General features: G+C 68.8%; 19 protein-coding genes. 14 read left to right on the top strand and 5 right to left on the bottom strand.

What is annotated here, in order from left to right; all coding sequences use genetic code 11:
- Window positions 1-12: 12 nt before the first annotated feature.
- The 11 genes from hemF (at window position 13) to CFB34_RS28650 (ending at window position 10,105) form a co-directional block, all read left to right on the top strand.
- Complete coding sequence (gene hemF, locus CFB34_RS28700) at window positions 13-936, top strand: oxygen-dependent coproporphyrinogen oxidase (protein WP_039370475.1); 924 nt, start codon at window positions 13-15, stop codon at window positions 934-936.
- Window positions 933-1,664, top strand: coding sequence for a nicotinate-nucleotide adenylyltransferase (locus CFB34_RS28695; protein WP_089440691.1), 732 nt, complete (start codon window positions 933-935; stop codon window positions 1,662-1,664). The genes hemF and CFB34_RS28695 overlap by 4 nt, the downstream gene beginning before the upstream one ends.
- Window positions 1,665-1,668: 4 nt before the next feature.
- Window positions 1,669-2,118 (top strand): ribosome silencing factor, encoded by a 450-nt coding sequence (rsfS, locus tag CFB34_RS28690; protein ID WP_089440692.1) that lies wholly within the window; start codon window positions 1,669-1,671, stop codon window positions 2,116-2,118.
- 25 nt (window positions 2,119-2,143) lie between these two features.
- The gene (rlmH, locus tag CFB34_RS28685; protein WP_011352746.1) at window positions 2,144-2,614 is read left to right on the top strand and encodes a 23S rRNA (pseudouridine(1915)-N(3))-methyltransferase RlmH; all 471 of its coding nucleotides are present in this window, start codon (window positions 2,144-2,146) and stop codon (window positions 2,612-2,614) included.
- A 51-nt stretch (window positions 2,615-2,665) separates the two neighbouring features.
- Window positions 2,666-3,298: a Maf family protein gene (locus CFB34_RS28680; protein WP_089440693.1), complete on the top strand. Its 633-nt coding sequence runs from the start codon at window positions 2,666-2,668 to the stop codon at window positions 3,296-3,298.
- Window positions 3,299-3,305: 7 nt separating this feature from the next.
- Complete coding sequence (gene rng, locus CFB34_RS28675; RefSeq protein ID WP_069248507.1) at window positions 3,306-4,775, top strand: ribonuclease G; 1,470 nt, start codon at window positions 3,306-3,308, stop codon at window positions 4,773-4,775.
- A gap of 127 nt (window positions 4,776-4,902) precedes the next feature.
- On the top strand, window positions 4,903-5,238 hold the full coding sequence (locus CFB34_RS28670; protein ID WP_089440694.1) for a 50S ribosome-binding protein YggL: 336 nt from the start codon (window positions 4,903-4,905) through the stop codon (window positions 5,236-5,238).
- Window positions 5,239-5,716: 478 nt separating this feature from the next.
- Window positions 5,717-6,946: a collagen-like triple helix repeat-containing protein gene (locus CFB34_RS28665; protein ID WP_089440695.1), complete on the top strand. Its 1,230-nt coding sequence runs from the start codon at window positions 5,717-5,719 to the stop codon at window positions 6,944-6,946.
- Window positions 6,947-7,275: 329 nt separating this feature from the next.
- The gene (locus CFB34_RS28660; RefSeq protein ID WP_089440697.1) at window positions 7,276-8,241 is read left to right on the top strand and encodes a PRC-barrel domain-containing protein; all 966 of its coding nucleotides are present in this window, start codon (window positions 7,276-7,278) and stop codon (window positions 8,239-8,241) included.
- A complete protein-coding gene (locus CFB34_RS28655; RefSeq protein ID WP_089440698.1) occupies window positions 8,238-9,497 on the top strand; it encodes an MFS transporter in 1,260 nt (419 codons plus the stop codon). The genes CFB34_RS28660 and CFB34_RS28655 overlap by 4 nt, the downstream gene beginning before the upstream one ends.
- A gap of 41 nt (window positions 9,498-9,538) precedes the next feature.
- Window positions 9,539-10,105 carry an FUSC family protein gene (locus tag CFB34_RS28650; protein WP_089426010.1) on the top strand — a complete coding sequence of 189 codons (567 nt, stop codon included), beginning with the start codon at window positions 9,539-9,541 and terminating at the stop codon, window positions 10,103-10,105.
- 72 nt (window positions 10,106-10,177) lie between these two features.
- Here CFB34_RS28650 and CFB34_RS28645 read toward each other — a convergent pair whose 3' ends face one another.
- Window positions 10,178-10,558, bottom strand: coding sequence for an RcnB family protein (locus CFB34_RS28645; protein WP_089440699.1), 381 nt, complete (start codon window positions 10,556-10,558; stop codon window positions 10,178-10,180).
- A 106-nt stretch (window positions 10,559-10,664) separates the two neighbouring features.
- Window positions 10,665-12,416: a lipid A export permease/ATP-binding protein MsbA gene (gene msbA, locus CFB34_RS28640; RefSeq protein WP_242808737.1), complete on the bottom strand. Its 1,752-nt coding sequence runs from the start codon at window positions 12,414-12,416 to the stop codon at window positions 10,665-10,667.
- Window positions 12,417-12,640: 224 nt separating this feature from the next.
- On the opposite strand from msbA, the gene CFB34_RS28635 reads away from it, so the two are divergent.
- From CFB34_RS28635 to CFB34_RS28625, 3 genes are all read left to right on the top strand, one after another.
- A complete protein-coding gene (locus CFB34_RS28635; RefSeq protein WP_089440701.1) occupies window positions 12,641-13,393 on the top strand; it encodes a glycosyltransferase family 2 protein in 753 nt (250 codons plus the stop codon).
- Window positions 13,394-13,513: 120 nt separating this feature from the next.
- On the top strand, window positions 13,514-14,356 hold the full coding sequence (locus tag CFB34_RS28630) for a glycosyltransferase (RefSeq protein WP_089440702.1): 843 nt from the start codon (window positions 13,514-13,516) through the stop codon (window positions 14,354-14,356).
- Between the two features lie 135 nt (window positions 14,357-14,491).
- Entirely contained in the window at window positions 14,492-15,772 is a 1,281-nt protein-coding gene (locus CFB34_RS28625; protein WP_089440703.1) for an O-antigen ligase family protein, read from the top strand.
- Between the two features lie 154 nt (window positions 15,773-15,926).
- On the opposite strand, the gene CFB34_RS28620 is transcribed toward CFB34_RS28625, so the two are convergent.
- From CFB34_RS28620 to dnaE, 3 genes are all read right to left on the bottom strand, one after another.
- On the bottom strand, window positions 15,927-17,105 hold the full coding sequence (locus CFB34_RS28620) for a glycosyltransferase family 9 protein (RefSeq protein WP_089440704.1): 1,179 nt from the start codon (window positions 17,103-17,105) through the stop codon (window positions 15,927-15,929).
- Window positions 17,106-17,280: 175 nt separating this feature from the next.
- The gene (locus CFB34_RS28615; RefSeq protein ID WP_089440705.1) at window positions 17,281-18,372 is read right to left on the bottom strand and encodes a glycosyltransferase family 9 protein; all 1,092 of its coding nucleotides are present in this window, start codon (window positions 18,370-18,372) and stop codon (window positions 17,281-17,283) included.
- A 307-nt stretch (window positions 18,373-18,679) separates the two neighbouring features.
- The gene (gene dnaE, locus CFB34_RS28610) at window positions 18,680-22,210 is read right to left on the bottom strand and encodes a DNA polymerase III subunit alpha (RefSeq protein WP_089440706.1); all 3,531 of its coding nucleotides are present in this window, start codon (window positions 22,208-22,210) and stop codon (window positions 18,680-18,682) included.
- Between the last annotated feature and the right edge of the window lie 150 nt (window positions 22,211-22,360).

The following is a 22,360-nucleotide window of genomic DNA, read 5'->3' as shown; positions in this document are numbered from 1 at the left end:
CCCAGTCCAGACATGACCGATTCGACCTACGACGTGGCGCGCGTGCGCACGTACCTCCAGGGCCTGCAGACACGCATCGCCGACGCGCTCGGCGCGCTCGACGGTACGCCGCTCGCGACCGACGCATGGCAACGCGGGCCGGCCGAACGCCTGCGCGGCGGCGGCTGCACGCGGATTCTCGAAGGCGGCCGCGTGTTCGAACGCGCGGGGATCGGCTTTTCCGACGTCGCGGGCGATGCGCTGCCGCCGTCGGCGAGCGCGGCGCGCCCGCAGCTCGCGGGCCGCGGCTTCGAGGCGCTCGGTGTGTCGCTGGTGCTGCACCCGCGCAATCCGTACTGCCCGACCGTACACATGAACGTGCGGATGCTGATCGCGACGAAACCGGGCGAGGAGCCCGTGTTCTGGTTCGGCGGCGGCATGGATCTGACACCGGTTTACGGTTTCGAGGACGACGCCCGGCATTTCCACCAGACCTGCAAGGATGCGCTCGACCCGTTCGGCGTCGAGCTCTACCCGCGCTTCAAGAAGTGGTGCGACGAGTATTTCTTCCTGAAGCACCGCAACGAGATGCGCGGCATCGGCGGGATCTTCTTCGACGATTTCTCGGAGCCCGGTTTCGAACGCTCGTTTGACATGATGCAAAGCGTCGGCGACGCGTTCCTGCAAGCCTACCTGCCGATCGTCGAGCGGCGCGCCGAGCTGCCGTACGGCGAGCGCGAGCGCGACTTCCAGGCGTACCGCCGCGGCCGCTACGTCGAATTCAACCTCGTGTTCGATCGCGGCACGCTGTTCGGCCTGCAAAGCGGCGGCCGGACCGAGTCGATCCTGATGTCGATGCCGCCGGTCGCGAACTGGCGCTACAACTGGCAGCCCGAGCCGGGCTCGCCGGAAGCGCGCCTGTACAGCGACTTCATCGTGCCGCGCGACTGGGTCTGACCCTGTTTCAAGCAAAGGACGCGTTTCTGGACACCACTGCCCGCCCCGCCCCGCTGCCGCGTCGTATCGGCTTGCTGGGCGGCACTTTCGACCCGATCCACGACGGCCATCTCGCGCTCGCGCGCCGGTTCGCCGAGCTGCTCGGCCTGACCGAACTCGTGCTGCTGCCCGCCGGGCAGCCGTACCAGAAGCGCGACGTGTCGGCCGCCGAGCATCGGCTCGCGATGACGCGCGCGGCCGCCGGATCGCTGTCCGTGCCGGGCGTGACCGTGACCGTCGCCACCGACGAGATCGAGCACGCCGGCCCGACCTACACGGTCGAGACGCTCGCGCGCTGGCGCGAGCGGATCGGCCCGGGCGCATCGCTGTCGCTGCTGATCGGCGCCGACCAGCTCGTGCGCCTCGACACGTGGCGCGACTGGCGCACGCTGTTCGACTACGCGCACATCTGCGTGGCGACGCGCCCGGGTTTCGACCTCGGCGCGGCGCCGCCGGACGTCGCGCAGGAAATCGCCGCGCGGCAGGCCGGCGCCGACGTGCTCAAGGCCACGCCGGCAGGCCACCTGCTGATCGATACGACCCTTTCGTTCGACATTGCCGCGACCGACATCCGCGCCCACCTGCGCGAATGCATCGCGCGCCATGCGCAAATGCCCGACGCATCGGCCGAGCATGTGCCGGCCGCCGTATGGGCCTATATTCTTCAACATCGCCTCTACCATTCCTGAATCCATGGATATTCGCAAACTGCAGCGCGTGATCGTCGACGCCCTCGAAGACGTCAAGGCGCAAGACATCAAGGTGTTCAACACCAGCCACCTGACCGAACTGTTCGACCGCGTGGTCGTCGCTTCGGGCACCTCCAACCGCCAGACCAAGGCGCTCGCGTCGAGCGTGCGTGACAAGGTCAAGGAAGCCGGCGGCGACATCGTCAGCTCGGAAGGCGAAGACACCGGCGAATGGGTGCTCGTCGACTGCGGCGACGCAATCGTGCACATCCTGCAACCGGCCCTGCGCCAGTACTACAACCTCGAGGAAATCTGGGGCGACAAGCCCGTACGGATGAAGCTCGGCGGCGGCAAGGGCAACGGCTTCGCCCAGGCCAGCGAAGGCGACGACGAAGAAGAAGAGGAAGCCGCGCCCGCCCGCCCGGCGCGCAAGACGGCCGCCCGCCGCCGTTGAGCCCCGAGTCGTCAAGCGTCTTCCGATGAAGCTTTTCATCCTTGCGGTCGGCCACAAGATGCCGGGCTGGATCGCATCCGGCTTCGACGAATACACGAAGCGGATGCCGCCCGAGCTGCGCATCGAGTTGCGCGAGATCAAGCCTGAACTGCGTTCGGGCGGTCGCAGCGCCGAGAGCGTGATGGCGGCCGAGCGGCAGAAGATCGAGGCCGCGCTGCCGAAGGGCGCTCGCCTCGTCGCGCTCGACGAGCGCGGCCGCGACTGGACCACGATGCAGCTCGCGCAGGCGCTGCCCGGCTGGCAGCAGGACGGCCGCGACGTCGCGTTCGTGATCGGCGGCGCCGACGGGCTCGATCCCGAACTGAAAGCACGCGCCGACACGCTGCTGCGCATCTCGAGCATGACGCTGCCGCACGGGATGGTGCGCGTGCTGCTCGCCGAACAGCTTTACCGGGCGTGGAGCATCACGCAGAATCACCCCTACCACCGCGCATGACGTGTCGTCCTCGAGACGCGCGCCACGCGCGCACACCGAGATAACGACACCATGCCGTCCAGCACGCCCCCCGCGCATTTCCCGACCCTTTACCTCGCTTCGCAAAGCCCGCGCCGCCAGGAGCTCCTGCAACAGATCGGCGTACGCTTCGAGCTGCTGCTGCCGCGCCCCGACGAGGATGCCGAAGCGCTCGAGGCCGAACTGCCCGGCGAAGCCGCCGATGCGTACGTGCGGCGCGTGACCATCGCCAAAGCCGAGGCTGCGCGTGCACGCCTCGTCGCGAGCGGCAAGCCGGCCTCGCCGGTGCTGGTCGCCGATACGACCGTCACGATCGACGGCGCGATCCTCGGCAAGCCGGCCGACGCCGACGACGCGCTCGCGATGCTGACGCGCCTCGCCGGCCGCGAACACTTGGTGCTGACCGCCGTCGCCGTGATCGATGCCGACGGCGAACTGCTGCCGCCCGCGCTGTCGCGCTCGTCGGTGCGCTTCGCGGCCGCGTCGCGCGACGCGTACGCGCGCTACGTCGCATCGGGCGAGCCGTTCGGCAAGGCCGGCGCATACGCGATCCAGGGGCGCGCCGCCGAGTTCATCGAGCGAATCGACGGGTCCCATTCAGGTATCATGGGTCTGCCCCTTTTTGAGACTGCCGCGCTGCTGCGTGCCGCGCGCGTCGCCTTCTGAACCCACCATGAACGAAGAAATCCTGATCAACCTCACGCCGCAGGAAACGCGGGTCGCACTCGTCCAGCAAGGCGCGGTGCAGGAGCTTCACGTCGAGCGCACGCTGTCGCGCGGGCGGGTCGGCAACATCTATCTCGGCAAGGTCGTGCGCGTGCTGCCCGGCATGCAGTCGGCGTTCATCGACATCGGCCTCGAACGCGCGGCGTTCCTGCACGTCGCCGACATCTGGCATCCGCGCCTCGCGGGCGAGCCGCAGTCGGGCACGCCGCACCAGCCGATCGAGAAGATCGTGTTCGAAGGCCAGACGCTGATGGTCCAGGTGATCAAGGATCCGATCGGCACGAAGGGCGCGCGGCTGTCGACGCAGGTCAGCATTGCGGGCCGCACGCTCGTCTACCTGCCGCAGGAGCCGCATATCGGCATCTCGCAGAAGATCGAGAGCGAGGCCGAACGCGAGGCCGTGCGCGCGCGCCTGACTGCCGTGATCCCGCCGGACGAGAAAGGCGGCTACATCGTGCGCACGATCGCCGAGGATGCCACCTCCGACGAACTCGCCGGCGACGTCACGTACCTGCGCAAGACGTGGGCGACGATCGTCGCCCAGGCACAGCGGCTGCCGGCGACGAGCCTGCTGTACCAGGATCTCGATCTCGCGCAGCGCGTGCTGCGCGATTTCGCGAACGACGACACGACGCGCATCCAGGTCGATTCGCGCGAGACGTACCAGCGCCTGTCGGAATTCGCGGGCGAATTCACGCCGGCCGTGAGCCCGAAGCTGCACCACTACACCGGCGAGCGTCCGCTGTTCGACCTGTACAACATCGAGACGGAGATCCAGCGCGCGCTGTCGCGCCGCGTCGACCTGAAGTCGGGCGGTTACCTGATGATCGACCAGACCGAGGCGATGACGACGATCGACGTGAACACGGGCGGCTACGTCGGCGCGCGCAACTTCGACGACACGATCTTCAAGACCAACCTCGAGGCCGCGCATACGATCGCGCGGCAGCTGCGGCTGCGCAACCTCGGCGGGATCATCATCATCGACTTCATCGACATGGAGAACGCCGAGCATCGCGACGCGGTGCTGTCCGAGTTGAAGAAGGCGCTGTCGCGCGACCGCACGCGCGTGACCGTCAACGGGTTCTCGCAGCTCGGGCTCGTCGAGATGACGCGCAAGCGCACGCGCGAATCGCTCGCGCACGTGCTGTGCGAACCGTGCCCGACCTGCCAGGGCAAGGGCCAGGTGAAGACGTCGCGCACCGTGTGCTACGACATCCTGCGCGAGATCCTGCGCGAGTCGCGGCAGTTCAACCCGCGCGAATTCCGCGTGATCGCCGCGCAGCAGGTGATCGACCTGTTCCTCGACGAGGAGTCGCAGCATCTCGCGATGCTGATCGACTTCATCGGCAAGCCGGTGTCGCTGCAGGTCGAATCGAACCTGAGCCAGGAGCAGTACGATATCGTGCTGATGTAACGTTCCGTCCATCCGCCGCCGGCATCGCCGCGCGGCGCTTCGATGCGGCGCCCGGGCCGCCCGCGCATGTCGCGCCGGCACCCGCCGCCGCCCTTTCACCCCACCCTTTTCGCATTCACCACACACCATGAGCCAAGGCCACAACCGCCGCCAGCGCAAGAAACTCCATATCGGCGAATTCCAGGAACTCGCGTTCAACGCCACCGCGCATTACCGCAACGAAATGACCGACCTCGAGCGCGGCGAACTGATCGACGCGTTCATCGACTTCGTCGAAGCGAACGGGCTGCTGACCGTCGCGTCGGCGGACGAAGGCATCGGCGCTTACGTGATTTCCGGCGCGCCGCGCGGCACGACGACCGACGCCGACCGCGAACTCGTGCGCGGCTGGCTGGCCGCACGGCCGGAACTGACCGACGTCAAGGTCAGCGAATTCAGCGACGCGTGGTACCCGGAAGCCTGAGTTTCCGGCTTCACGCCCCTCGCGCAGCGCCCGCGCCTGCCCGCCGCCACGGCGGGTGAGGCCGGCGCCGCCCCGCTCCCCCCGCCTCGCCTCCCATCCTCTCCCGCCAGCGCGCGACATCCGCGCCACCGGCACCGACGCACACGATTTCCGCCGCGTCGACGGTGATTACCCCGATTTCGGCAGTGAATCGGACGCTTACTTCAATTTAACGTTGCTTAAAGGACGGCTCGCGCCGGCAGACCTACTCTGATCGCCAGGAATCCGATGTTTTGCGGTGCGATCGGCAAGCAAGACGAAAGAATGCAAATCGCTCGCCCGACAGATGCTCCGGATTCCGGTACGGGCGAAAACGCGACACGGCGACAGGTCAATCAGGGAGACGACCGACGATGCGCCCGCCGCTTCCCCATCGCAGCGACACATTGACGCACGCGAAGGCCGCCTGACCCTACTCTCCAACGAATACGAGGACGACATGGATACGCCGACCACCTATCAGGCAGGACTCCGAATGATCATGATCGCGGCGGGCGTCGCAGCGCTGGTGTCGCTGTCCGCGTGCGGCGGCTCCGGCTCGCTGAGCCAGGGCACCGGCGGCGCAGGATCGGGTTCGGGCGACACGACCGCCACGACCGGCGGCACGAGCAACGGCTCGGGCAGCGGTTCCGGCAGCGGCTCGACCGTCGGCAGCACGGGCAGCGGCAGCGGCTCGGGCACCGGCTCGGCGGGCAGCGGCGCATCCGCCAATGCGCTCGGCCAGACGATCGACTCGTCCAGCAACATCGTGACGGCCGCGGGCGGAGCGGTATCGAGCGTCGGCACGACGATCGCGGGCCAGTCGGTGCCCGGCGCCAATGCGTCGACCACGCAAGGTCTCGGCACGGTCGTGCAGGATGCCGGCGCGGCCGTCACGACGCTCGGCACCGGCCTCGGCTCGGGGCTCGGCCAGCTCGGCGCATCGTCGAACCCGGTCGGCACGACGGTCGCGAGCACCGGCGGCGTGGTCACGAACCTCGGCAACGCGGTCGCGGCGGCCGGCGGCGTCGTGTCGAGCCTCGGTGCCAGCGGTTCGGCGCTGGCGCCGCTCGCGCCCGTCACGTCGCCGGTCGGCGGCGCGGTCACGATGCTCGGCAACACGATCGCGGGCGGCGGTGCGACGCTCGGCACGCAGTTGTCGACCGGCCCCGTCGCGCAGGTCACGGGCGCCGCCAGCTCGGCGATCACGCCGATTACGACGCAGGCCGGGTCGGTCACGCAGACCGTCGCGTCGAGCACGCCGCTCGGCGCACCGCTCACGAACCTCGTGACGACGGTCGGCAACGGCGTCGCGAACGCCGGCACGACGATCGCGAAAACCGGCGGGAATCCGGTGACGACCGGCGTCGGCAACGTCGTGACCGCGACCGGCAACACGGTGGCCACCGCCGGCACGGCGCTGCTGGGCGGTGGCGGCGCCACGACGAGCCCACTCGCGCCGGTCACGGGGCTCTTGTCGACCGGCGCCCTCGGCGGCGCGACGGGCGGCAGCAACCCGGCAGGTGCGCTCACGTCGGCGGTCGGCACCGTGACGGGAGCGGTGTCGGGCGCAGCCGGCGGCTCGCCCGTCGCGGGGCTGACGGGCGGCAGCGGCACCGGTGCGCTCTCGAAAACGGGCGGCGGCGTGCTCGCCCCCGTGACGACGACGCTCGGCGCGCTGGTCAAGTAAGCGGCAGGCCGGCACGGCGCCCGCATCGTCGCAGACGATCGGGCGCCTTAGCCTTAGCCTTAGCCTTAGCCTTAGCCTTAGCCTTAGCCTTAGCCTTAGCCTTAGCCTTAGCCTTAGCCTTAGCCTTAGCCTTGGCCTTAGCGGCATCCCCCCTTCCCCACCCCGCGATCCCTTCCTTTTCCCGACAGTCCGCCTCCAGCCAGCCATCGAAATCGGACCTGAAAGCAAGACACGTTAAAATCTCACCTCGCGTGGTGCGCCGCCCGCACCCGCCTTCCATCGCCAGCCGCGTGCCTCCGGGCCGCCCCCGACCCATGGAGTGAGTGTCAATGAGCGGCGGACTTCCGTTTCCCGCATCCCGCAGCAAGTCGTTGCCGTCCTCGACGGTTTTCCTGATCCTCGCCGCCGCCACGCTGCTGTCCGGCTGCGGGCTGCTGCCGGTGCAGAATCCGCCCGCGCCGATCAGCGAGGCGCTCGTCGAGCCCGTCGAGGAAACCGCCGGCGAACCGCTGACGATGCCGCCCGTGCCCGCGCCGACGCACCCGGAGGAACCGGAAGCGCCGAAGAAGCCGCACCGCGAAGTCACGCGGCCGAAGCCCGTGCAACGCCCCGAATCGCCGACACCGCCCCCGCCGCCTCCGCCGCCGATCGTCGCGACGCGCCCGCTCGACCGCACCCAGATCCATGCGCTGCTCGACAGCGAAGTCGCGCGCCGCAACGGCAAGGTGATCGGCCGCGCAGTCGACATGGTGACCGACGCGAGCGGCAAGCCGCGCGAGATGATCGTGAACCTGCAGGGCTTCATGGGCGTGGGCGACCGCAAGGTCATCTTCCCGTGGAACGTGTTCCGCTTCACGCCGGGCGGCAAACAGGAGCCAATCGTGCTCGACGTGCCGTCGGGCGACCTGCCGCCGGCCGCGCGGCCCAAGGCCGTGCCGCTGTCCGGTTCGGCAGCCGCCTCGCCCGCGACGCGGCTGCCGATGCTCGACAGCGACGTCGAGCGCCCGAACGGCACGAAGATCGGCCGGATCGTCGACGTGCTGATCGACCGCGCATCGCAGCCGCAGGCGGTCGTGCTCGACCTCGGCGGCCTCGTCAATACCGACCGCCGTTCGATCGCCGCGAGCTGGGGCGCGCTGCGCTTCGTCATGCGCGACAAGGCGCTGCGCCCGCAGCTCGACCTGAACGACGCACAGATCAAGGCGTCGCCGCCCTACGCGGCCGACAAGCCGATCGTCGCGGTTTTCCCGCCCGTTGCCCCGGCACCGGCTTCGTCTGCGAGCGCGACCCGATGACGATCAAGCATTCCGTCAGCGCACGCAGTCTCCGGTCCCTCGACTGGCTCAACTTCTTCGTTGCAAACGTTCAAACAGGGTTCGGTCCGTTCATCGCGTCCTACCTCGCGTCGCACAAGTGGACGCAGGGCGAGATCGGCATGGTGCTGTCGATCGGCACGATCAGCGCAATGGTGAGCCAGGTGCCGGGCGGCGCGGCCGTCGATGCGCTGAAGAACAAGAAAGGCGCGGCCGCGTGGGCGATCGCGGCCATCATCCTGTCCGCGGTGCTGCTCGCGTCGAGCCCGACGATCGTGCCGGTGATCGCCGCCGAGGTGTTCCACGGCTTCGCGAGCTGCATGCTCGTGCCGGCCATGGCCGCGATCTCGTTCTCGCTCGTCGGCCGCGCCGACCTCGGCGACCGGCTCGGCCGCAACGCGCGCTGGGCGTCGATCGGCAGCGCGGTCGCGGCGGGCCTGATGGGGCTCACCGGCGAATATTTCTCCGCCCGCGCGGTGTTCTGGCTGACCGCCGTGCTCGCGCTGCCCGCGCTGTTCGCGCTCGCGATGATCCAGCCGACGCACCAGGTGATCCCGCAGTCGTCGAAGCCCGACGATCGCGACGAAGCCGGCGAACGCGAAACGCTGCTCGAACTGCTGCGCGACCGCCGGATGCTGATCTTCGCGGCGTGCGTCGTGCTGTTCCACCTGTCGAACGCGGCGATGCTGAACCTCGCGGCCGGCGAAGTCACGGCCGGGATGGGCGAGAACGTGCAGCTCGTGATCGCCGCGTGCATCATCGTGCCGCAGGCCATCGTCGCGATGCTGTCGCCGTGGGTCGGCCGCTCCGCGCAACGCTGGGGGCGCCGGCCGATCCTGCTGCTCGGCTTCTCGGCGCTGCCGGTGCGCGCGCTGCTGTTCGCCGGCGTGAGCAGCCCGTACCTGCTGGTGCCGGTGCAGATGCTCGACGGCATCAGCGCGGCCGTGTTCGGCGTGATGCTGCCGCTGATCGCCGCCGACGTCGCGGGCGGCAAGGGCCGCTACAACCTGTGCATCGGGCTCTTCGGGCTCGCGGCCGGGATCGGCGCGACGCTGAGCACGGCCGCGGCCGGCTACGTCGCCGATCACTTCGGCAACGCCGTGAGCTTCTTCGGGCTCGCGGGCGCCGGTGCGCTCGCGGTACTGCTGGTCTGGCTCGTGATGCCCGAAACGCGCGTCGCGAACGGTGACGCGGCCGCCGACGAACCGGCCGCCGCCTCGCCCGAACAGGCGCGCTGACACCGGCGCGCCGCCGTTACCCGCTTCTTGGCCAACGCATGATGGATACGATCAGGACACTCAACGAAGCCCGCCAGCAGATCCAGCAGTCGATCTTCGATCTGTTCAAGGGGCTGTCATTCAGCGAGCGGCTCGCCCAGGGCGGGCTGATGGCGTTGCAGGCCGTGTGCGGCGCATGCCTCGCGTACGTGATCGGCCGCGCGCTGCACACCGAGCAGGCCGTGTGGGCGGCGATCACCGCGATCGCCGTGACGCAGCACAACTATTCGGACACGATGTCGCTGTCGCGCGACCAGTTCGTCGGCGCGATGGTCGGCGGCGTGCTCGGCTTCGCCGGCGCGGCGCTCGGCGGCGACCGCCTCGTCGCGTACGCGATGACCGTCGCGGTCGTGATCGTCTGTTGCTGGTGCCTGAACGTCGGCAGCGCCGCACGGCTCGGCGGCGTGACCGCGACGATCGTGCTGCTGTTTCCGGGCAACGGCCCGCTGTGGGACATTCCGCTGATGCGGCTCGGCGAGGTGACGCTCGGCACCGTGTGTGCGCTGGGCGTGTGCTGGGTGATGTCGAAAATCGAGCGCCGCTGGTTCCGCCACGCGGCAGCTAAGTGACGCGTTGATCCGGCTGCCCGGCGCGTATCGCGGCATCGCGGCATCGCGATCCGTGCCGGGCGATCGGCCAGGTCAGTCGCCGATCCGCAGCACGATGCCGGACCCGATCTGCACCAGCAGGTGATCCCCGCCGACGCCGACCCATTGATAGCCGCGCGGCGGCGGGCTCAGGTGATAGCCGCGCCAGTCGTCGATCACGTACTGGCGATCGCGGAACTCGGGCGGAAGCCGGTCGCCCTTGTGCCATTCGCGGCGCGGCTGGTCGGCCCAGCGCGGCGGCACGTCGTCCTCATGGCGCATCTGGCCGGGCGGCATGTGTTTCGGGCCGTGGCCGCGCTGCATGCCATGGCCGCCCTGGTCGTCGTGGTGGTCGTGGTCCTGCGCCATCGCGGCCGGCGCGACGAAACCCGCCGCGATCAGCGCGGCCAGCATCATCCCGTGCATCTTCTTCATCGTGCCTTCCCTCCGTGTTGTCACGTCGAACGAAACGACTCGAACTGCCCGATGAAGACTAGCACACGCTATCGTGGGGCCACATGACCGCGCATATGACCGCGCGTTACGCCGCCTGCTGCTGGTACTGGATCCGGTGCAGGTGCGCGTAGAGGCCGCCGTGACGCAGCAATTCGTCGTGGCTGCCCTCTTCGACGATCTTGCCGGCCTCGAGCACGAGGATGCGGTCCGCCCGCTCGATCGTCGACAGCCGGTGCGCGATCACGAGCGTCGTGCGGCCTTCCATCAGCCGCTCGAGCGCGGCCTGCACGTGGCGTTCCGATTCCGAGTCGAGCGCCGACGTCGCTTCGTCGAGGATCAGGATCGGCGCGTCCTTGTAGATCGCACGCGCGATCGCGAGCCGCTGGCGCTGGCCGCCGGACAGCCGCATCCCGTTGCCGCCGACGAGCGTGTCGAGCCCGTCGGGCATCGCGGCGACCGCATCGGCGAGGTTCGCGGCCTCGAGCGCGGCCTGCACGCGGGCGCGGTCGGGCGTCTGCCCGTACGCGACGTTCGCGGCGATCGTGTCGTTGAACAGCACGACGTCCTGGCTGACCATCGCCATCTGGCCGCGCAGCGCGTGGAGGTCGTAGTCGGCCACCGGCACGCCGTCGACCAGGATCGCCCCGTCGGTCGGGTCGAAGAAGCGCGGCAGCAGGTTCACGAGCGTCGTCTTGCCGCTGCCCGACGGGCCCGCGAGCGCGATCATTTCACCGGGCGCGACCTTGAACGAGATGCGGTCGAGCGTCGGCCGCTCGGCCGCGCCGTAGTCGAACGTCACGTTGCGGAACTCGATGTCGCCGCGCGCCTGGGCGAGCGGCCGGCCGCCGCCCTGCGGCTCGGCCGGCTCGTCGATCAGCCCGAAGATCAGTTCGGCGGCCGTCATCCCGCGCTGCAGCGGCTGGTTGACGTCGATCAGATGCTTGAGCGGCGAGATCACCAGCAGCATCGACGTGACGAACGCGACGAAGCCGCCGACCGTCGTCTGGTCGTTCGACGACTGCACGACCGCGATCGTGATCACGACCGCGAGCGCGATCGACGCGAGGAACTGCGTGAGCGGCTGCGCGAGGCCGCCGGAGATCGTCATGCGCATCGCGTAGCCGCGCAGGCGCTTGCTCATCTGCGTGAAGCGGTCCATCTCGTACGCTTCGCCGTTGTGGACCTTGACGACCTTGTAGCCGCCGACCGTCTCCTCGACGATGTACGACAGCTCGTTGGTCAGCGTCTGGTGCTCGCGGTTCAGGCGGCGCAGGCGGCGGTTGATCTTGCTGACGAGCCAGCCGATGCCCGGCAGGATCACCGCAACGATCAGCGTGAGCCGCCAGTTCAGGCAGAACAGGTAGCCGAGCAGGAAGATCACCGTCAGCGAATCGCGCACGAGCGTGACCATCACGCCGGTCAGCACCGACAGGATCTGGTTGACCTCGAACACGATCGCGTTGATCACCGTGCTCGCCGTCTCGCGCTGGAAGAACGACGCGCCCGTGTGCAGCATCCGCTGGAACATCTCGAGCCGCAGTTGCAGCAGGATGCGGTTCGATACGTAGTTGAGCAGGTAATTCGACGTGTACTGCGACACGCCGCGCACGAGCGCGAGCCCGATCACGGCCATCGGCACGTACCATTTCGCGCGGTCGCTGCCGTGCGAGCCGAAGCCGTGGTCGAGCAGCGGCTTGAGCAGCGCCGGGATCCCGGCCTCGGTGGCCGCGACGACGCCCATCGTCATCACGGCGAGCACCACGATGCCGATCAGCGGCCGGATGTACGGCCACAGGCGCTTGAGGACCGTCACGGGCGAGGTGCCCGTGCCGTCCATCGGTTTGCGAAGAGTGTTCTGGGTTTCCAAGGCAATCCTTCTTGAGCCGCGATGCGGCGCCCGGACGTGGCCGCCCGGGATGTCGCCCTGTCGGGCGGGTGCCGAAAAGGGCTCAACATTATAGCCGCACCGCCCCGGCCGGCACGGTCATGGCCGCTGCGGCCGGCGGCCGGGCCGCGGGTATACTGCCGCTCACCGTTTTCTCCGCCTTTTCCGACGTTTTCATGGCTGAACCCTCCCTCGGCGTCGCCCTCATCGCCCTCAACGCATCCGCGCGGCTTGCGCAGTGCCTGGCCGCGCTGTCGTTCGCCGACGACGTCGTCGTCATCGACGGCGGCAGCACCGACGATACCGTCGCGATCGCGCAGGCGCACGGCGCGCGCGTGATCGTCGAGCGCGACTGGCCGGGCTTCGGCCCGCAGAAGAACCGCGCGCTCGACGCGCTCGACACCGACTGGATCCTGTCCCTCGATACCGATGAAGTCGTCACGCCGGAACTCGCGCAGTCGATCCGCGACACGATCCGCGCGCCGGCCGCGCAGGTCTATGCGGTCGACCGCCTGTCGAGCTTCTGCGGCCAGTGGATCCATCACAGCGGCTGGTATCCGGACTGGATCCCGCGGCTGTTCCGGCGCGGCGCCGCGCGCTTCTCGGACGATCTCGTGCACGAGCGCCTCGTGTTCGACGGCGCCGCGCTGCGGCTGTCCGGCAAGCTGATGCACTACTCGTACGAGGATTTCGAAACCGTCGTGCGCAAGCTCGACGCCTATTCGACGGCCGGCGCGCGCCAGCGCCGCGCGGCCGGCCAGCGCGGCGGCTTCGGCAAGGCGCTCGCGCGCGGCGCCTGGGCGTTCGTGCGCACCTACGTGCTGCGCCGCGGCTTCCTCGACGGCCGCGCCGGCTTCATGATCGCCGTGTTCAACGCGGAAACCGTGTACTACCGCTTCCTGAAGCTCGGCCACGAACGGGCCCGCTGAGCGCCGGCCCGGCAGGGAGCTGGCCCGGCGTTACAATGCCGGGCTGCCCGCGCCGCGCGTGCCCGCCCGACCGGCGGCGCCACGCGCCGCCCGCCACGACGACTATCGAATCCGACCGCCATGTTCTCCATCATCATTCCGACCTGGAACAACCTGCCGTACCTCAAGCTCGTCGTCGACAGCCTGCGCCGCCACTCGGCGTACGACCACCAGATCATCGTGCACGTGAACGACGGCTCGGACGGCACGCTCGACTGGGTGCGCAGCGAAGGGATCGAGCACACCGCATCGCCGACCAACATCGGCATCTGCCACGCGGTGAACTGGGCTGCCGCGCGCGCCACGCGCGACTACGTCGTCTACATGAACGACGACATGTTCTGCTGCCCCGGCTGGGACACGGCGCTCGTGCGCCGCATCGAACAGATGCCGACCGACCTCTTCATGCTGTCGGGCACGATGGTCGAGCCGGTCGACACGCGCAACCCGTGCGTCGTGGTCAGCAACTTCGGCCGCGACGCCGAACATTTCGACGCGGCGGGCCTCGTCGCGACGGCGCCGAAGCTCGTGCGCGCCGACTGGCTGGGCTCGACCTGGCCGCCGACGCTCGTGCACCGCGACTGGTGGAACCGGATCGGCGGCTACAGCAGCGAGCTGTCGCCCGGCATGAGCAGCGACAACGACTTCTCGATGAAATTCTGGGATGCCGGCTGCCGGATCTTCATCGGGGTCGGCGACAGCCTCGTCTACCACTTCCAGCAAAAGAGCACGGGCAAGATCGTCAAGAACGATGGTCGGCGCCAGTTTCTGAACAAATGGGGCATGACCCAGGCGACGTTCGACCGCCACTACCTGCATCGCGGCGAGCCGGCCGGCACGCGCGTCGCGCTCGACACGCCAGCCGTGGAAGGCAGTCTGAAGCGCGCGCTGCTGCGCTCGCGGATCAAGCGCGCGTTCAGCTGATCGCGCCCCGAAAACGACACGGAAACGCGCGCTGCTTCGCGTATACTCTGCGCCGTTCGTCCCGGATCTCCCACCGGGGCGCGCGGCGCGCAGCACGACGTACGCAAGCCGCATTCGTCCATTCGACAGGTTCCGATGCTTTCGTTTTCCGCTCCCGCCTCGCGGCGCCTGACCGCCGCCCGCGCATTCGCCGTCGCCGCGCTCTGCATGGTGCCCGTCTCGACCGCGCTGACCAACGTGTTCTGCGGGCTGTTCGCCGCCGCGCTCGTGATTTCCCCCGAATTCTGGCGCGACCTGCGCTCGTTCGTCACCGACCCGGCCTCGCTCGCCGCGCTGCTGATCCTGGCCGCGCTGGCCGCCAGCGTCACCTATACGGTCGCGCCGCACAACAAGGCGTGGAACTGGGTCGCCAAGTACGACAAGCTGCTGCTGCTGCCGTTCGCCGTGCTCGCCTTTCGCCACTCGAACTGGGCGCCGATCGTGCGGCGCTGCTGGTTCGGCACGCTGTGCGTGGTCCTGCTGCTGTCGACCACCAACTATCTCGGCCTGACCGCGATCGGGCCCGCGCACGCGACCGAGCTGCCGCTGTCACGCGCCTGGGTGTTCAAGAATCACATCGCCGCCGGCATGTTCGGCGCGCTGCTGTTCTACCAGGCGGCCGATCTCGCGCTGGCAGCCCGCACGGCGCTGTCGCGCGCCGCGTATGCGGGCGTCGCCGCGTGGTCGCTCGTCAACGTGTTCGTGATGTTGCAGGGTCGCACCGGACAGGTCATCGCGCTGCTGCTGATCCTCGTCGTCGCCGTGCGTTTCGTGCTGTTGCTGCGCCGGCAATCGGCGCTGCGCGCGGGGCTCGCCGCCGGCGTGTTCGTGCTGGCCGGCATCGCGCTCGTGATCGCCGCGTGCACGGTTCACAACGGCCGGCTGACGAAGGTCGTGACGGAAGTGCAGCAATACCGGCAGAGCGACGCGGCCACGTCGACCGGGCTGCGCCTCGAGTGGTACAAGAAGGGGCTCGAACTGTATCGCCAGCGCCCGGTGATCGGCTACGGCGCGGGCGGCCTCGAATCCGAATTCGAGCGACTCACGGCCGGCAAGACGGCGGCCGAAGGCCAGCTCACGTCGAACCCGCACAACGAATACCTGCTGATGGCCGTGCAGCTCGGCACGCTCGGACTGGTGCTGTTCGTCAACCTGATCGTGCAGATCGCGCGCGGCAGCCGCACGCTCGATCCGCGCTCGCGGCACCTGCTGCTCGGCTGGCTCGCGATCTTCGCGATCGGCAGTCTCGCGAATTCGCTGCTGCTCGATTTCGCCGAAGGGCACCTGATCGTGCTGCTGGCCGGCATCCTGCTCGGCTGCGGCGAGCGCGCCGAGGCGCTGCCGCGCGAAACGTCGGCGATCCGGCGCAGCGCGTAACGCGCAGCGGCCTGCGCTGCGCTGGCGGCCCGCTTCGGCCACCGCAGCGCTCTTCACGATCGATCGTCGACGGAAACGGGCCGGGCGGCTGGCTCGTCGCCAAACAAGCCGCCCGGTACCGGACAACCGCGTGAAAACGCGCGTCGCCCGCGCGTCAGTCGGATCCGGTGCGGTGCAGTCGCGACGTATCGACGACCGTCTCGGCCGGGCCCGGCGGATTCAACCCGAGCATCTCGGCCGCCGCGGCTTTCACGCGCTGCGCACCGAGATTGACGAGGCAGTCGCTATGGCTGTCGACCTTGCGCTCGCAGCCCTCGTGCCGGCACGGCACGCAATCACCCTCCCCCTGCAGCAGCCACACGTTCCCGTGCCGCCCCGAGCCACGCAGCGGCCACGGATTCTCGGTCGCCGGCCAGTGCTGCGGCCACGGCCCCCAGCGCACGGGGTCGGACGGGCCGAACAGCGCGATCGTGTCGGTGCCGGTCGCGGCCGCGACGTGCGTCGCGCCGGTGTCGGGCCCGATGAAAAGCCGTGCGCGCCGCACGAGTTCGGCGCTTTCGCCGAACGTCAGGCGGCCGACCAGGTTCAGCACGTCGCCGCCCGCGTCAGCCGCGACCTGCGCCGCATACTCGCGTTCGCTGTCGGCCGGGCCGCCCGACAGCGCAACCGCGAAGCCTTGCTCGCGCAGCCAGCCGATCATCTCGACCCAGCCGTCGAGCCGCCATTGCTTGTAACGGAACATCGGATACGGATGCAGCACGACGAGCGGCTTGTCGGCGCGGATCGCCGGCGATTCGGCCAGCCACGCGTCGAAGCGCGCGCGCCGCGCCGGATCGTCGCCGATGCCGGGCGCGACGACCTCGGACACCGGCTCGATGCCGATCACGGGAGCAAGCGCCAGCGTGCTGACGACCGTATGCGCGGATTCGTGGTGATTGATCGCGATCCCGTTCAGCATCATCCGCGTGAGCCACGTCACGCGGTTCGGATCGACGAGGCCCACCCGCTTGCGGCCCGCGAACCAGCTGTAGAAGCGCGGCCGGTCGGAACTCAGCGCCGCGCACGCGAGATCGTAGCGGCGCCACATCGACAGCGCGTCGCGCAGCCGCTCGCGGAAGCCCGCGCGTTGCGCGACGACGATCACGCGCCGCACGTCCGGATTGTGCTCGAGCACGCCTTCGGTGCCGCGAAACACCAGCATGTCGATCTGCGCTTCAGGCCAGCGGGCCTTCAGCGAACGGACGAGCGGCGTCGTCAGCAGCACATCGCCGATACGGCGCGGCGCGGCAACGAGGATGGTTCTGGGCGGGCGGGCAGAAGAAAACAGGGCCACGGCGAGTGTGTCTGGCTGGCTGAACAAGGCTGGCAATGTACAGGATTTTGCAGCAGCCGGCGCAACATGGCGAATCGGCCGTCCGGTCAGCCTGATGCGGCCCCGCTCACGCGGTGCGGCGCGGCAGGCGCACCGCGCGCCGGTGGCGTACGCGGTGCCTGCGATACCCGTGGCGCTACGAAGCGACGGTCATGACCACCGGCGTCGCAGCGGCAGCCACCGGCTGCGCGGGTACGGCGTCTGCCAACGGTTCGTCGCGATGGGCGGCCTGCGGCAGCAGGTGATTCACTGCCCGCTCGACCGCGTCGACGCCGATCGCGTCGACGGTCGCACCGGCGCGCAGGATCACGTGCGGCACACCGAGCGGATGCCAGCGCAGGTATTTCTCGGGACGGTCCTCGAACAGCGCGGCGACGGGCACGCCAAGCGCCGACGCGAGATGCACGGGGGCGCTGTCGGCCGAGACGATCACATCGAGCAGGCTCGCCGCGGCTACCAGCTCGGCGACCGACGACGGCGCAACATGGCGCGCGCACACGTCGCGCCACGAGTCGTCCTCGGGTGCATGGCCGACGGCCGGGTCGCGGAACACGATCACGTCGGCATGCGGCGCGAGACGCGCGGCGAGGTCGCGCCAACGATCGGCCGGCCAGCGGCGCTCGACCGCCTTGTTCGTGACGAACAACCCGACGCGCGGCTTCGTGCGTGCGCCGAGCAGCCGGTACCACGCGTCCTGCAGCGCGCCGTCGGGATGAACCGACAACGCGAGGCGGTCGACGTCGACGCGGCCGAGTTCGGGTACGAGCCGGAAACCCGACAACGCCTCGTGGCACATCGGCCGCTCGGCGACATGCTCGGGCTTGCGATCGTCGAATTCCGTCTCGGCATCGTGCCAGCGGCAATCCTTCGCACCGATCTCGCGCGCGAACTGCATGCTGCTGCGATGCATGCCGCCGTTCGGCACGACCACGAGGTCGAACCGCAAGCGACGCAGGCGACGCACCAGGCGCAGCCGGTCGAAGAACGCGCGCATCCGCCCGGGACGGTCGTTGCGCTCGCATTGACGGCTATAGACGTAGGTGTGGATCGCGTCGACGTCCGGGTTTCCGTCCAGCGCGGCCGCGTTGTAGCGGTTCGCGACCACATGGAGTTCCGCGCCGGGCCAGCGCTCCTTCAGCGCGCGGAGAAACGCCGTTGTGCACAGCATGTCGCCCAGAAAATCGATCCGGATCACGAGGATCCGCTGCGTCGGGTTCGCCTTGGCCATGGTCATGTGGGGACTGTCAGTTTTGGTCGTCGCGACGAGCCGTTTCACGGCATCCGGTTCCCGGACGGCCTGGGCGCCTATCGCGGCTCGCCGCACGGATCCGCCCCCGCTTTTGTGCGCGATACCGGCGCAATCCGCCGGACAAGCGGCGGTCAGCGCCGCGTTCGTGCGGCTAGCGCCGGATTGTATAGCGTCCGGATGGCCAGCCCAAGACCCGCTTGCGTGAACCTGCAAAAACGGCCCGCCGCACCGCACGATGGCGATGCGACGGGCCGCATGGCGCGACAGCCGTTCGGTGAAGGCGCGATCAGTACGTGATTTCGACGACGCTGCCGTCGAACGTCGCGCGCAGCTCCGCGAGCAGCACGTCGCTCGGCTTCACGCGCCATGCGTCGCCGAGGCGCATTTCACCCTGTGCCCGCGCGTTGCTGTAGTGGACCTGCACCGCAAGCCCGTTCGGCAGCGGCGCCTGCGGGCGACGACCGCCATCGCGCCCGCCGCCGCGCGGCGCCGGTGCTTCGACCACGTTCGCCGCCGGATCGTCCTTCGACACGTGCGGCTCGAGCACGCGGCGCAATGCGGCCGCGTCGGCGTTGCCGTTCATCGTCAGCCGGACGGCCTGCGCATAGCGGCTGCGCGCACGCTCGAGATCCATCACGGTATCGGCCGTGAAGCGGATGCCGCCCGTGAACGCATCGTTGCGCGCCTGCCCCTGCACGATCAGCAGCTCGTCTTCCTTGAACAGCGCCTTGTTCGCCTCGAACTGCTCGTTGAAGATCGTGATCTCGCACTGGCCCGAGCCATCGTCGAGCAGCGCGATCAGCATCTTGCCGCGCTGGGTCATCTGCGTGCGCAGCGACGCGATGATGCCGGCCACGAGCTTGTCGCGCCCTTCCTTCAGGTCGCCGACCTTCTGCCGCACGAAGCGGCGCACTTCGTCGCGATACGCGTCGAACAGGTGGCCGGACAGGTAGAAGCCGAGCGCGCCCTTTTCTTCCTGCAAGCGGCGCTTGTCGTCCCACGCGGGCTCGTCGACGAGCGCATGCGCGTGCGGCGACTCGGCGCCCATGTCGAACAGGCCGGCCTGCATCGCGTTCGCCTCGGCCTGATCGGCCGCTTCCATCGCCAGCGGCACCGACGCGATCAGCTGCGCACGGTTCGTGTTCAGCGAATCGAACGCGCCGGCACGGATCAGCGCCTCGACCGTGCGGCGGTTGACGATGCGCCGGTCGATCCGCTCGCAGAAGTCGAACAGGTCGGTGAACGCCTTATCCTCGCGGGCGCGCAGGATTTCCTCGATCGCGTTCTGGCCGCTGCCCTTCACCGCGCCGAGGCCGTAGCGGATCGTGCGCGAGCGCTTGCCGTCGGCTTCGGCGACCGGCTCGAAGCGGTAATGCGAAGCGTTGATGTCCGGCGGCAGCACGACGAGGTTGTTCACGACGCAATCGTCGAACAGGATCTTCACCTTGTCGGTGTCGTCCATCGCGAGCGTCATGTTGGCCGCCATGAATTCGGCCGGATGGTGCGCCTTCAGCCACGCGGTGTAGTACGCGAGCAGCGCATAGGCGGCCGCGTGCGACTTGTTGAAGCCGTAGCCCGCGAACTTCTCCATCAAGTCGAAGATCTCGTCGGACTTCTCGCGCGTGAGGCCGTTCTTCGCCGCACCCTCGGCGAAGATCTCGCGGTGCTTGGCCATCTCCTCGGGCTTCTTCTTGCCCATCGCGCGACGCAGCAAGTCCGCGCCGCCGAGCGAGTAGCCGCCGATGATCTGCGCCATCTGCATCACCTGCTCCTGATAGACCATGATGCCGTAGGTCTCTTTCAGGACGGGTTCGACGCGCGGATCCGGATACTCGACCTTCTCGCGGCCGTGCTTCCGTGCGCAGAAGCTCGGGATCAGGTCCATCGGGCCCGGACGATACAACGACACGAGCGCGATGATGTCCTCGAAGCGGTCGGGCTGCGCATCCTTCAGCATGCCCTGCATCCCGCGGCTTTCCAGCTGGAACACCGCGACCGTGTTGGCCTTCTTGAGGATCTGGAACGACGCGGGATCGTCGAGCGGCACCTGCGCGAGCGACCAGTCGGCCTTCGACGGATCGAGGCGGCGGATGTAGCGCTCGGCCCAGTCGAGGATCGTCAGCGTCGTAAGGCCCAGAAAGTCGAACTTCACGAGGCCGACGGCTTCGACGTCGTCCTTGTCGTACTGGCTGACCACGCCGCCGTCGTCGCCCTGCGTGTACAGCGGGCAGAAATCGGTCAGCTTGCCGGGCGCGATCAGCACGCCGCCCGCGTGCATCCCGACGTTACGCGTGAGGCCCTCGACGCGCTGCGCGAGATCGAGCAGCTGGTGCACTTCGTCCTCGTGGTCGTAGCGCTCCTGCAGCTGCGGCTCTTCCTTCATCGCGTCGGCGATCGTCACGTGCTTGCCCGGCTTGAACGGGATCAGCTTCGCAATGCCGTCGGTGAACATGTAGCCGAGGTCGAGCACGCGGCCGATGTCGCGCACGGCCGCCTTCGCGGCCATCGTGCCGAACGTGGCGATCTGCGACACGGCATCCGCACCGTACTTCTCCTTCACGTACTGGATCACGCGGTCGCGGCCGTGCTGGCAGAAGTCGATGTCGAAGTCGGGCATCGACACGCGTTCCGGGTTCAGGAAGCGCTCGAACAGCAGGTTGTAGCGCAGCGGGTCGAGGTCGGTAATGCCGAGCGCGTACGCGACCAGCGAACCGGCACCCGAGCCGCGGCCCGGACCGACCGGCACGCCGTTGTTCTTCGCCCAGTTGATGAAGTCCGCAACGATCAGGAAGTAGCCCGGGAAGCCCATCTTCGTGATGGTCCCGCACTCGAATTCGAGGCGCTTGTAGTACGTGTCGCGCTGCGCGTCGCGCTCGGCTTCGACCGGATACAACTGCGCGAGACGGGTCTCGAGCCCTTCCTTCGACAGCTGGACCAGGTAGTCGTCGAGCGACATGCCGTCCGGCGTCGGGAACAGCGGCAGCTTCGGCTTGCCGAGCTCGAGCTTCAGGTTGCAGCGCTTCGCGATTTCGACGGTGTTCGCGATCGCCGACGGCAGGTCGGCGAACAGCGCGACCATGTCGTCCTGCGTGCGGAAATACTGGTCGGTCGTGAAACGCTTCTGGCGCCGCGGGTTCGCGAGGATGTCGCCTTCCGAGATACACACGCGCGCCTCGTGCGCGGTGAAATCGTCGTCGGTCATGAACTGCGTCGGGTGCGTCGCGACGACCGGCAGCTTCAGCGCCGCGGCGAGCGTCGCGGCCTGCTGGATGTACGCCTCCGCGCCCGGCTGGCCGTAACGCTGCAGCTCGATGTAGAAGCCGCCCGGGAACACTTTCGCCCAGCGCTCGGCGTGCCGGCGCGCGGCTTCTTCGTTGCCCGCGGCAAGCGCGAGCCCGATATCGCCCTGTTGCGCGCCCGACAGCGCGAGCAGCCCTTGAGAGCGCTCGCCGTCGAGCCAGCTCGCGTCGAGTTCCGCACGGCCGCGGTACTGGTTCGTGAGCCACGCCTTCGACAGCAGCTCGCACAGATTCAGGTAGCCGACCTTGTCCTTGACGAGCAGCAGCAACCGCGAAGGCTTGTCGCGGTCGTCCGGATTGGCAATCCAGACGTCGCAGCCGGCGATCGGCTTAATGCCCTTGCCGCGGGCTTCCTGGTAGAAACGGACGAGACCGAATGCGTTGCCGAGATCGGTGAGCGCGAGCGCGCCCTGACCGTCCGCGGCCGCCGCCTTGACGATGTCGTCAATGCGCACGATGCCGTCGGCGATCGAGAACTCGGAGTGAACGCGAAGATGGACGAAGCGAGGATCTGACATGGGCGCTATTGTAGCCGCCCCGCCGCGCAGGCTGCCCAAAAAATCCCCGCGCTGGCCGTTCGGCCGATGCGCGCGACCGCCCGTCGCATGGCTGGCCAAACGGCAGGGTGCCGGCCCGGACGCGGTTTGCGGGATAATACGGTTTTTCGA

The sequence above is a fragment of the Burkholderia sp. HI4860 genome, assembly GCF_002223045.2.
Classification (GTDB): domain Bacteria; phylum Pseudomonadota; class Gammaproteobacteria; order Burkholderiales; family Burkholderiaceae; genus Burkholderia.
This window is presented reverse-complemented; position numbering and strand designations above follow the sequence as displayed.

Coding starts and splice junctions, on each gene's coding strand:
- hemF (WP_039370475.1), top strand. CDS start 13: ATGACCGATTCGACCTACGACGTGGCGCGCGTGCGCACGTACCTCCAG.
- rsfS (WP_089440692.1), top strand. CDS start 1,669: ATGGATATTCGCAAACTGCAGCGCGTGATCGTCGACGCCCTCGAAGAC.
- rlmH (WP_011352746.1), top strand. CDS start 2,144: ATGAAGCTTTTCATCCTTGCGGTCGGCCACAAGATGCCGGGCTGGATC.
- CFB34_RS28680 (WP_089440693.1), top strand. CDS start 2,666: ATGCCGTCCAGCACGCCCCCCGCGCATTTCCCGACCCTTTACCTCGCT.
- rng (WP_069248507.1), top strand. CDS start 3,306: ATGAACGAAGAAATCCTGATCAACCTCACGCCGCAGGAAACGCGGGTC.
- CFB34_RS28670 (WP_089440694.1), top strand. CDS start 4,903: ATGAGCCAAGGCCACAACCGCCGCCAGCGCAAGAAACTCCATATCGGC.
- CFB34_RS28665 (WP_089440695.1), top strand. CDS start 5,717: ATGGATACGCCGACCACCTATCAGGCAGGACTCCGAATGATCATGATC.
- CFB34_RS28660 (WP_089440697.1), top strand. CDS start 7,276: ATGAGCGGCGGACTTCCGTTTCCCGCATCCCGCAGCAAGTCGTTGCCG.
- CFB34_RS28655 (WP_089440698.1), top strand. CDS start 8,238: ATGACGATCAAGCATTCCGTCAGCGCACGCAGTCTCCGGTCCCTCGAC.
- CFB34_RS28650 (WP_089426010.1), top strand. CDS start 9,539: ATGGATACGATCAGGACACTCAACGAAGCCCGCCAGCAGATCCAGCAG.
- CFB34_RS28645 (WP_089440699.1), bottom strand. CDS start 10,558: ATGAAGAAGATGCACGGGATGATGCTGGCCGCGCTGATCGCGGCGGGT.
- msbA (WP_242808737.1), bottom strand. CDS start 12,416: ATGGACGGCACGGGCACCTCGCCCGTGACGGTCCTCAAGCGCCTGTGG.
- CFB34_RS28635 (WP_089440701.1), top strand. CDS start 12,641: ATGGCTGAACCCTCCCTCGGCGTCGCCCTCATCGCCCTCAACGCATCC.
- CFB34_RS28630 (WP_089440702.1), top strand. CDS start 13,514: ATGTTCTCCATCATCATTCCGACCTGGAACAACCTGCCGTACCTCAAG.
- CFB34_RS28625 (WP_089440703.1), top strand. CDS start 14,492: ATGCTTTCGTTTTCCGCTCCCGCCTCGCGGCGCCTGACCGCCGCCCGC.
- CFB34_RS28615 (WP_089440705.1), bottom strand. CDS start 18,372: ATGGCCAAGGCGAACCCGACGCAGCGGATCCTCGTGATCCGGATCGAT.
- dnaE (WP_089440706.1), bottom strand. CDS start 22,210: ATGTCAGATCCTCGCTTCGTCCATCTTCGCGTTCACTCCGAGTTCTCG.